Source organism: Pseudomonas sp. DCA-1 (genome assembly GCF_046523955.1).
GTDB lineage: Bacteria > Pseudomonadota > Gammaproteobacteria > Pseudomonadales > Pseudomonadaceae > Aquipseudomonas > Aquipseudomonas putida_Y.
In genome coordinates, this window is the sequence record NZ_CP169881.1 from 575,001 (window position 1) to 584,344 (window position 9,344).

The window sequence follows — 9,344 nt, forward strand, 5'->3', positions numbered from 1 at the left end:
CTTGACTGCGAGACAAACACGTCGAGCAGGTACGAAAGTAGGTCTTAGTGATCCGGTGGTTCTGTATGGAAGGGCCATCGCTCAACGGATAAAAGGTACTCCGGGGATAACAGGCTGATACCGCCCAAGAGTTCATATCGACGGCGGTGTTTGGCACCTCGATGTCGGCTCATCACATCCTGGGGCTGAAGCCGGTCCCAAGGGTATGGCTGTTCGCCATTTAAAGTGGTACGCGAGCTGGGTTTAGAACGTCGTGAGACAGTTCGGTCCCTATCTGCCGTGGACGTTTGAGATTTGAGAGGGGCTGCTCCTAGTACGAGAGGACCGGAGTGGACGAACCTCTGGTGTTCCGGTTGTCACGCCAGTGGCATTGCCGGGTAGCTATGTTCGGAAGAGATAACCGCTGAAAGCATCTAAGCGGGAAACTTGCCTCAAGATGAGATCTCACTGGGATCTTGAATCCCCTAAAGGGCCGTCGAAGACTACGACGTTGATAGGTTGGGTGTGTAAGCGCTGTGAGGCGTTGAGCTAACCAATACTAATTGCCCGTGAGGCTTGACCATATAACACCCAAGCAATTTGCTGACGCAGATTGCGGTGGTGAAGACGAAAGACCCGAAAATTCGTAAGACCACAAATATCGCATATCCGAATTCGCTGGGCTGTCCATCTGGACATTCTGGCTACAGAATTTCTTGACGACCATAGAGCATTGGAACCACCTGATCCCATCCCGAACTCAGTAGTGAAACGATGCATCGCCGATGGTAGTGTGGGGTTTCCCCATGTGAGAGTAGGTCATCGTCAAGATTCATTTCGCAAAACCCCTATCTGCACATGCAGGTAGGGGTTTTGTCTTTAAGTAGGAACTACAGATATTCGCAGGCGCGCCCGAAGGACGAGCCAGCACACAGAATTTCTTGACGACCATAGAGCATTGGAACCACCTGATCCCATCCCGAACTCAGCAGTGAAACGATGCATCGCCGATGGTAGTGTGGGGTTTCCCCATGTGAGAGTAGGTCATCGTCAAGATTCAAACCCAAAGCCCCTGTCTGCGATGCAGACAGGGGCTTTGTCTTTTATGGGTTTCAATATCGGTTAGAACTGATAACTGGCCGTGGCGCTCACATTGCACTCTTCACCCATGTAGCAGTAGTTCAGGCTGACACATGAGGTAATGTAGCGTTCATTGGTAAGGTTGTTGGCGTTCAAGCGCACATCCACACCTAGCAGGACGACCTGGCCCAGGTCATAGCCGATCGAGGCGTCCAACAGGGCGTAGGAAGGCACCTTCATGCTGTCCCCCACTTCTCGCCCCCCCGCCCAGCCGCAGACCATCCAGGGCCCCTAGCGGCAGTCGGTTCAGAGCGTGAGCATCTGTTTCGGCGCCTGAGTAGGCGAATTACCCTTGTCGCCCACCACCAGGCTCGGCAATAACTTGGAATACCTGCTGCCGTCGGCCAGCTGAGGCTCACGCGACAGGGTATAGCCAGTCCTCGCGCTACAGCGCGTAAAAAGGCAGTGGGTGCATTCAGCTGCAATTGTTCAAGCGTTTTAGCAAGCTCACGGAGGTGTACTGGGCCAAATCTGCCGTTTCGGCTGTGTTGCAGAGCCAAGTATGCAACCAGCCATGGTGGTCACTTCAGAGCGTTTGCACGGACTCGTTGCTGGGCATGGGGAGGGTGCAGGCATCCGTGCGCATGAATGATATGTAGTCTCATTTTTTGCAGGCAGTACTAATTTGCAATCCATCAATTCGCGCGTAAGGCCGGTATCAGGCTAACGCCCCACGTGCGTATCCAGGTAATTGCGGATCACCCGTGCCCCGCCATTGAGGTGCTGTTCCAGCACCGCCACAGCGTCGTCCACCAGCTTGTCGCTGGCCGCATCTACCAGTGCGTTGTGATCGTCCTGAGTCAGTTTGCCCAGGCCCATGGACGAAAGATGGAAACGCAGGAAGCGTTCTTCCTCGTTCAGTTCGTTCTCGATAAGGCGCAGTAGTTTCTTGTTCGGCGCCTTGCTGTACAGCGCCATGTGGAACAGGCGGTTGAGGCGGCCAATTTCGGCGTGGCTGGTCTCGTTCTCCAGTTGCTGGATAAACCCGCGGGCGCTGGCGATGTCGCTGGCATCAAGCAGCGGGATAGACTGGCGTAGCGCCTCGCTCTCGAGCAATACGCGAAGGGCATAGGTGTCAACCGCGTCCTCGCCGATCAGCGGCGCAACTACGGCGCCCTTGTGCATCTCTACATTCAACAGGGATTGCGCTTCGAGCTGGCGCAGGGCTTCGCGCACAGGCATGCGGCTGACGCCGTACAACGTGGCGAGCTCTTGTTGGCGAATCGCGGTACCAGGGGGCAAGCGACCATCGAGAATGGCGCTGCGCAGGCGTTCTTCAATCGCGCCACGGGCCTGATGCGGCAACAACTGCTCGCTGGCCAGCACATCACTCAATTTGATTTTCTTGGCCACGCTACGCCTGCCTCAACGATGACTATATTGGATCCAATAACGCTAGTAACAGCTTGTGAGGGTGTCAAACCTGCACCCACACTGGTACGGGCGCCCCAAAAGCGCGGCTATGGTGGAGGAAGTCGCACGTCAAAGAAAGCTGCCTATAGAAAGATGTAAGTAGAAAGTATAGGTGGGCTGACAGCCGGGTGCGTGATTGCAGGTTGCCATTGTCTTTTGCTGTGGCAGGCCCCACCATCGCTGCTTTCGACTGGTCTGAACAGGGCTTCGCAGTGGCGATATCCTGCTTGCTCAAAACCGTTGTGCGACATGTCGGCTTTGCCGCGCTGCTGGGCAGTCTTCTGCTGGGCGGCTTGCACGCGGATTGGGATTTCTCCCAGATCAGCCGCAAGTCGCAGGCCCTGTACGGCCCACTGGGTGCCGGACAAGGCCGCATCGATGCCTGGCAGAACCTGATGGCCACGCAGAAGCAGGGTACTGAGCTTGAACGGTTGCAAGTGATCAACCGCTTCTTCAACCAGCAATTGCGTTATGTCGAGGATATCGATCTGTGGCATGAGGTCGACTACTGGGCCACACCTGTGCAGGCACTGATCAAAGGTGCAGGGGACTGCGAGGATTACGCTATTGCGAAATATTTCAGCCTTCGGCGCATGGGAATCCCCAGCGAAAAACTGCGCATCACCTACGTCAAGGCGCTGCGGCAGAACCGGGCACACATGGTCCTGACCTATTATTCAAGCCCACAGGCCCAGCCTTTGGTGCTTGACAGCCTGATGGATGCCATCAAGCCGGCAAGCCAGCGTACTGACCTGCTACCGGTGTACGCCTTCAATGGTGAGGGGTTATGGCTGACGGGCGCAGCAGGGAACAAGAAGGTTGGTGATACCAAGCGGCTGTCACGCTGGCAGGATTTGTTGAAGAAAATGCAGGCCGAAGGGTTCCCGGCCGAGCCGGTTTACTGAAGGAGCACAGATGTCACTGTTCAAACAATTGCTGTTGGCCATTTGCCTGTTCCTGGTAGTCGCCTTCAGTGGCAGTTTCATGGTCAGCCTGGAAAGCTCGCGCAGCCAGTACGTCAACCAGTTGCGCTCGCACGCTCAGGATGCGGCCACTGCGCTGGCGCTTTCGCTGACGCCGAATATCGACGACCCAGCGATGGTCGAGTTGATGGTCAGCTCGATCTTCGACAGTGGTTACTATGCAAGCATCAAGGTTGTCGACCTGGCCTCCAATGCCGTGCTGGTGGAGCGTCACGCCGAGCCAGACCCTGGCGGTGTCCCGCTTTGGTTCGTGCACCTGATCGGCCTAGAGGCCGCCGGCGGCGATGCAATCGTCAGCCGTGGCTGGCAACAGGCCGCGCGCGTTGAAGTGATCAGCCACCCGATGTTCGCCATTGCCAAGCTTTGGCAAAGTGCCTTGGGCAGCCTCGGTTGGTTGCTGTTGTGCGGTGCGGCCAGTGCCGTGCTCGGTGCCTTGTTATTGCGCCGTCAGTTGAAGCCACTGGACTACATGGTCGAGCAATCCCACGCCATTGCCCGCCGCGAATTCCTCAGCCTCCCAGAGTTGCCACGCACGCCGGAGCTACGCCGCGTGGTGCAAGCGATGAACCAGATGGTCGAGAAGCTCAAAGCCCTGTTCACCGAGCAGGCCGAGCGCAGTGAACGGCTGCGGGCGGAGTCCTATCAGGACAGCCTGACCGGGTTGTCGAACCGCCGCTATTTCGAAATGCAGCTGAACACTCGGGTAAGCAACCTGGAAGACGCGCGCGCCGGCTACCTGCTTTTGTTGCGGGTTCAGGGCCTGGCCGGCCTTAACGCCCGCCTTGGCGGCCAGCGTACTGACCAGTTGTTGCAAGCGGTAGGTGAACAGCTGCGCCGTACATGTGCCAGCTACCCAGAAACCAAAGACCTCATTTCCCGCAGCCGCGGCGGCGAGTTTGCAGTGCTGGCACCGGGCATGGTGCATGAGGAGGCAGTACAGCTTGCCCAGGCTCTGGAGGCAACGTTGCAGAGCCTGCACGAAACAGGTGCCAGTGATATCGACCCGGTGGCATGTATAGGCCTGGCGCCATTCAGCCCTGGTGATTCACCGCAGGCGTTGCTGAAGCTCGCCGACGAGGCTCTGGCCCGCGCTGAGAACCAGCCAACGCCAGGTTGGGTATGCCTTGAGCAAGGTGTTGCCGCGGTTGCTGCGGACAGCCAGCATGCCTGGCACAAGCGGCTCGATCAGGCGTTTATCAATGGGCATTTCGAACTGTTCTTCCAGCCCGTGATGGATTGCGCTTCCTCGCAACAGATACTGCATCACAAAGTCATTTCGCGTTTGCAGGATGGCCAGGGTGAAGCCTTGCCGGCGGGCCGCTTCCTGCCTTGGCTGGAGCGCTTCGGCTGGATGCCGCGGCTGGATGTGCTGGTGCTGGAGAAAGTGTTGGCGCACCTGCGAGGGCATGATCAGGTGCTGGCGTTGAACCTGTCCGCCGCCACCCTGGCCGACCCCAAGGCTCTTCAGCGCGTTTTCGAGCTGCTGGGCCAGAACGCGGCGCTTGGCCCGCGGCTGGTATTTGAAATTGGCGAGGAGCAGTTGCCTGAGCAGGCAGCATTGGAGCAACTCACCCGGCGTCTGCATGGGCTTGGCTTCGGCCTGGCGTTGCAACGCTTTGGCGGGCGCTTCAGCATGATAGGTAATCTGGCGCACCTAGGCTTGGCGTACCTGAAGATTGACGGCAGTTACATCCGCAACATCGATCATGAGCAGCACAAGCGGCTGTTCATCGAAGCGATACAGCGAGCGGCGCACAGCATCGACCTTCCGCTGATTGCCGAGCGAGTCGAGACGGAAGGGGAGCGGTTGGTGTTGCAGGAGATGGGAGTGGGCGGGATTCAGGGGCAACTGGTGGGTGAGCCTGCGCCCTGGCGCTGAACGTCTTTTCGTGCCCCGCCGTAGAAGCGACCTAGAGCCGGAAAAGGGCCGCGGAACGGCCCCAGGATTCACGTAGCGATACACGGGGCCGCTTGTGCAGCCCCGTCGCGATACAAGGCCGCTCCTGCAGCAATGGCGAAACCAGCAGGCCGGCTATCACCGCTCGCGCAGCGCTTCCGAGCGCGCTTTCATGATCGGCTTGAGCAGGTAGCTCATGATGGTCTTCTTGCCTGTCATGATATCCACCGTCGCCACCATCCCCGGGATGATCAGCAGTGGCTTCTCGTCAGTCCCTAGGTGGCTGCGATCAGTGCGCAGCTTGATCAGGTAATACGTAGTCTTCTTGTCTTCATCGGTAATGGTGTCGGCGCCAATCTGCTCCAGCTTGGCCTTGAGCCCACCGTAGATGGTGTAGTCATACGCGGTGAACTTGACCGTCGCTTCCTGGCCAGGGTGCAGGAAGGCGATGTCTTTGGGCAGGATCTTAGCCTCGATGACCAGCGTGTCGTCCAGTGGCACGACTTCGATGATATCGCTGCCTGGCTGGATTACCCCGCCAATGGTGTTCACAAGCAGTTGCTTGACGATACCTCGCACGGGCGAAGTGACCAGTGTGCGGTGCACCCGGTCGTCCAGCGCTTTGCTGGTGGCAGTAGCCTTGTTCAGTTCGGTGCGTGCCTCGTTCAGTTGGGTCAGCGCTTCACTTCGAAACTTGCCACGAGTCTCTTCGATCTTGCTTTGCACCTCGCGGATGGCCGCCTCTGCGCGTGGGATCGCCAGCGCAGTGGAATCCAGCTGACCGCGGTTTTCCACTTCAGCACGGCGCAGGCGCAGCACTTCAACCTGGGAAATCGCGCCGGTTGCCACCAGCGGTTCGGACATACTGATTTCCTTGCGCAGCAGCGCAAGGCTGTTGGCGTACTGGGTGCGCTTGGAACTGTATTCGCGCAGTTCCTGCTGGCGTTGGACCAACTGCTCTTGCAGGCCGCCAATTTCGTCCTGCAGTTGCTGGCGCCGGCTCTGGTACAGCGACTCTTCATTGGCCGCCTGGTTTGGCGCGGCTTTACGCAGCTTCTCGTCGATTACCAGCGGGATGTCCTGGACCTCGGCACTCAAGCGTTCGACCCGCAGGGCCATGGCCAGGCGGTCAGCCTCGGTTTCACCTACGTTGGAGGCGAAGCGGGTTTCATCCAGGCGCAGTAATGGCTGGCCCACTTCGACGATCTGCCCCTCCTTGGCGAAGATTTCGGCAACGATTCCGCCCTCCAGGTTCTGGATCTTCTGCACCTTGGAAGACGGAATGGCCTTGCCTTCACCCCGGGTAACTTCGTCGATGGGCGCAACGCTCGCCCATACGATCAAGAACACGAAGAACAGGATCACGCCCCAGATGGTCAGTCGAACCACCCGCGGCGCATCTTCGATCAGGGCTTTGTTTACCTCGGGCAGCGGCTGGCCGCCAAGCGAGTCGCTGCCTTTGAAATAGCGCCGCAGGCCGTCCTTGAACTGCCCAATATCCAGCTTATGCAACACTGATCTGCCCCTTCTTCAGTGCATCCATGACCGCGGCTTTCGGGCCGTCGGCGACAATCTGCCCGCGATCGATCACGATCAGCCGGTCTACCAGCGACAGTAACGAGGCACGGTGCGTGACCAGCAGTACCGTCTTGCCCTCTACCACCGCTTGCAGGCGCTGCTTGAGGCGTTCTTCACCGGTGTTGTCCATGGCGCTGGTCGGCTCGTCCAGCAGCAGGATCTGCGGGTTGAGCAGCAGCGCACGGCCCAAGGCGACGTTCTGCCGCTGTCCGCCGGACAGGTTCTGACCGCGTTCACCCACTTGCAGCTCGTAGCCGTCGGGGTGCAGCCGGGCGAATTCATGTACACCCGCCAGTTCAGCGGCCTGCAGGATCAGTTCGTCCTCGATGTAACGGGCGCCGCTGACCAGGTTGTCACGCAAGGTGCCGGCGAGCAGCTGAATGTCCTGTGGGACGTAGCCGATATTGTGGCGCAGTTCGCTGACATCGATCTGGCGAATGTCGACGCCATCGACCAGCAGCGAGCCACCGTCGGCCTCGTACAGGCCGACGATGAGCTTGGCCAGCGAGCTCTTGCCCGAGCCGCTGCGACCGATGATGCCGACTTTCTCGCCAGGGCGGATGGTCAGGTTGATATTCTTCAGGGCCAGGTTCTGCTGGTTCGGATAAGTGAAGTCGACCCCGCGGAACTCCACGCTGCCCTGCAGCACCTTGCGGCTCAGCGGGCGTTCTTCGAAGTTGCGCTCTTGCGGCAGATCCATCATGTGGTCGGTGGAGACCATGGTTACCTTGGCTTGCTGGTAGCGGGCGAGCAGGCCGTTGAGCTGGCCCAAAGGGCCGAGGGCGCGGCCGCTGAGCATGTAGCAAGCCACCAGGCCGCCCATGCTCAGGTTGCCATCTATGATCAGGTACACGCCGACGCAGATCATTGCCACGCCTGCCAGTTGCTGGATCAGCAGGGTGATGTTCATCGCCAGGCTCGACAGCACTTTCACGCGCAGTTCCAGGCGGCTCAGGGTGCCGAGGGTTTGCTCCCACATGTACTGGCGTTCGCTTTCGGCGTTGTTGACCTTTACCGCATCCAGACCTGCCAGGGTTTCGATCAGGCTGGACTGGCGCTCTGATGCCAACGCCATGGTCCGCTCCATGGTCGCCATCAGTGGCCGCTGCAGGGCGTAGCCGATACCCAGAGCCAGCGGGAAGGCGATGATCGGAATCCACACCAGGTGCCCGCCAATGATGGCGATGACGATCAAAATCAGGATGGTGAAGGGCAGGTCGATCAGGCTGGTCAGGGTCAGCGAGGCGAGGAAGTCGCGCAGGCCCTGGAACTCGTGAATGTTCTGGGCAAAGCTGCCGACCCGCGCCGGCCGGTACTTCATCGACATGCCGACGATACGTTCAAACAGCGTTGCCGAGATGATCAGATCGGTCTTCTTGCCGGCCAGGTCCAGGCACAGGCCACGCAGGCCTTTCAGGATCAGGTCGAAGATGTACGCGCCGGCGATACCGATGGCCAGTACCCAAAGCGTCGAGGTGGCCTGGTTTGGCACCACCCGGTCATACACGTTCATCACGAACAGTGGCGCGGCCAGGGCGATCAGGTTGATCACCAAGCTCGCGGCGATGGCGTCGATATACAACCACTTGCTGCGCAGCAGGGTGTCGCGGAACCACGACTTCGCGCGTGGGATGAGGTTGCCGTGGTTGACATCGAACTTGTGCTGAGGCTGCGCGAAGAATACTCGGCCGCTGTAGTCGCTTAGCAGTGCTTCGCGGCTGACGTGCACCTCGCCACCGTCGCTTTCGCTGAGTAGCAGGCGCGCGGTGTCTTCGTTCTCCCAGCCGAGCAGGACGGCGCTGCGGCCCTCCTTCAGCAAAAGCATGGCCGGCATGGCGATACTCGGGATCTGCTCCAGCTTTCGCTGAAGAACGCGCCCCTGCAGGCCGGCCCGGGCCGCGGCGCGAGGCAGCAGTTCAGGGCTCAGGCGCTGGGCGGGTAACGGTAGGCCTGTTGTCAGCATGACCCGGCTGGCGGGCTTCTGGTGCAGGACACACAGGCTCAACAGACTATCCAGCAGGGGATCGTCATGCTGACTGCGTGGATCGTGGCTGAGTTGGACTCGACTGACTTCGGATTCCACGCGGCGCTCTCTTCATCCTTGTGGTGGGTAGGGGGTGTGCCGTCGTTAAGGTCAGGCGGCTCACCCTGGCTCTCTTTGGTGCTGTAAAGCTGTGCTGATAAGGGGATTCACGCCCCGATGCTTAAGCAACTTGCCAATGGTCGCCTTGAATCGGTGTTGAGTAAACAATTCTACGTGCTTCATTTGCACCATACGCAGTGGCGCAATGATTGTTTCATTTTTGAGCCAGCCATCATCCGGCTTGACGTCAACTGCAGCATAGCCTGCGACC

At 59.2% G+C, this 9,344-nt stretch carries 5 protein-coding genes, 3 rRNA genes and 2 pseudogenes (1 of these 10 only partly in view); 5 read left to right on the plus strand and 5 right to left on the minus strand.

Annotated elements, in window-relative coordinates; translation table 11 throughout:
* The 3 genes from ACE4QZ_RS02925 to rrf (ACE4QZ_RS02935) all read left to right on the plus strand — a co-directional run.
* A 23S ribosomal RNA gene (locus ACE4QZ_RS02925) occupies positions 1 to 563 on the plus strand (it extends 2,330 nt beyond the left edge of the window).
* A gap of 131 nt (positions 564 to 694) precedes the next feature.
* Positions 695 to 810 (plus strand): 5S ribosomal RNA (gene rrf, locus ACE4QZ_RS02930).
* A 109-nt stretch (positions 811 to 919) separates the two neighbouring features.
* Positions 920 to 1,035 (plus strand): 5S ribosomal RNA (gene rrf, locus ACE4QZ_RS02935).
* 66 nt (positions 1,036 to 1,101) lie between these two features.
* Here rrf (ACE4QZ_RS02935) and ACE4QZ_RS02940 read toward each other — a convergent pair.
* The 3 genes and pseudogenes from ACE4QZ_RS02940 to ACE4QZ_RS02950 form a co-directional block, all read right to left on the minus strand.
* A pseudogene (locus tag ACE4QZ_RS02940) lies at positions 1,102 to 1,449 on the minus strand (TonB-dependent receptor domain-containing protein); the annotation flags it as partial.
* 38 nt (positions 1,450 to 1,487) lie between these two features.
* Positions 1,488 to 1,627 (minus strand): annotated as a pseudogene (locus ACE4QZ_RS02945) (RNA polymerase subunit sigma); the annotation flags it as partial.
* A gap of 155 nt (positions 1,628 to 1,782) precedes the next feature.
* Positions 1,783 to 2,472 carry a GntR family transcriptional regulator gene (locus ACE4QZ_RS02950; protein WP_021785128.1) on the minus strand — a complete coding sequence of 230 codons (690 nt, stop codon included), beginning with the start codon at positions 2,470 to 2,472 and terminating at the stop codon, positions 1,783 to 1,785.
* Positions 2,473 to 2,675: 203 nt separating this feature from the next.
* Here ACE4QZ_RS02950 and lapG point away from each other — a divergent pair, with 203 nt between their 5' ends.
* Both lapG and lapD read left to right on the plus strand, forming a co-directional pair.
* Complete coding sequence (gene lapG, locus ACE4QZ_RS02955; protein ID WP_172402884.1) at positions 2,676 to 3,437, plus strand: cysteine protease LapG; 762 nt, start codon at positions 2,676 to 2,678, stop codon at positions 3,435 to 3,437.
* A gap of 10 nt (positions 3,438 to 3,447) precedes the next feature.
* Positions 3,448 to 5,394, plus strand: coding sequence for a cyclic di-GMP receptor LapD (gene lapD / locus ACE4QZ_RS02960; RefSeq protein ID WP_021785126.1), 1,947 nt, complete (start codon positions 3,448 to 3,450; stop codon positions 5,392 to 5,394).
* 156 nt (positions 5,395 to 5,550) lie between these two features.
* On the opposite strand, the gene ACE4QZ_RS02965 is transcribed toward lapD, so the two are convergent.
* A complete protein-coding gene (locus ACE4QZ_RS02965; protein WP_021785125.1) occupies positions 5,551 to 6,927 on the minus strand; it encodes an HlyD family type I secretion periplasmic adaptor subunit in 1,377 nt (458 codons plus the stop codon).
* Positions 6,917 to 9,073: a type I secretion system permease/ATPase gene (locus tag ACE4QZ_RS02970; protein ID WP_021785124.1), complete on the minus strand. Its 2,157-nt coding sequence runs from the start codon at positions 9,071 to 9,073 to the stop codon at positions 6,917 to 6,919. Before ACE4QZ_RS02970 ends, ACE4QZ_RS02965 begins: the two co-directional genes overlap by 11 nt.
* Positions 9,074 to 9,344 lie beyond the last annotated feature (271 nt).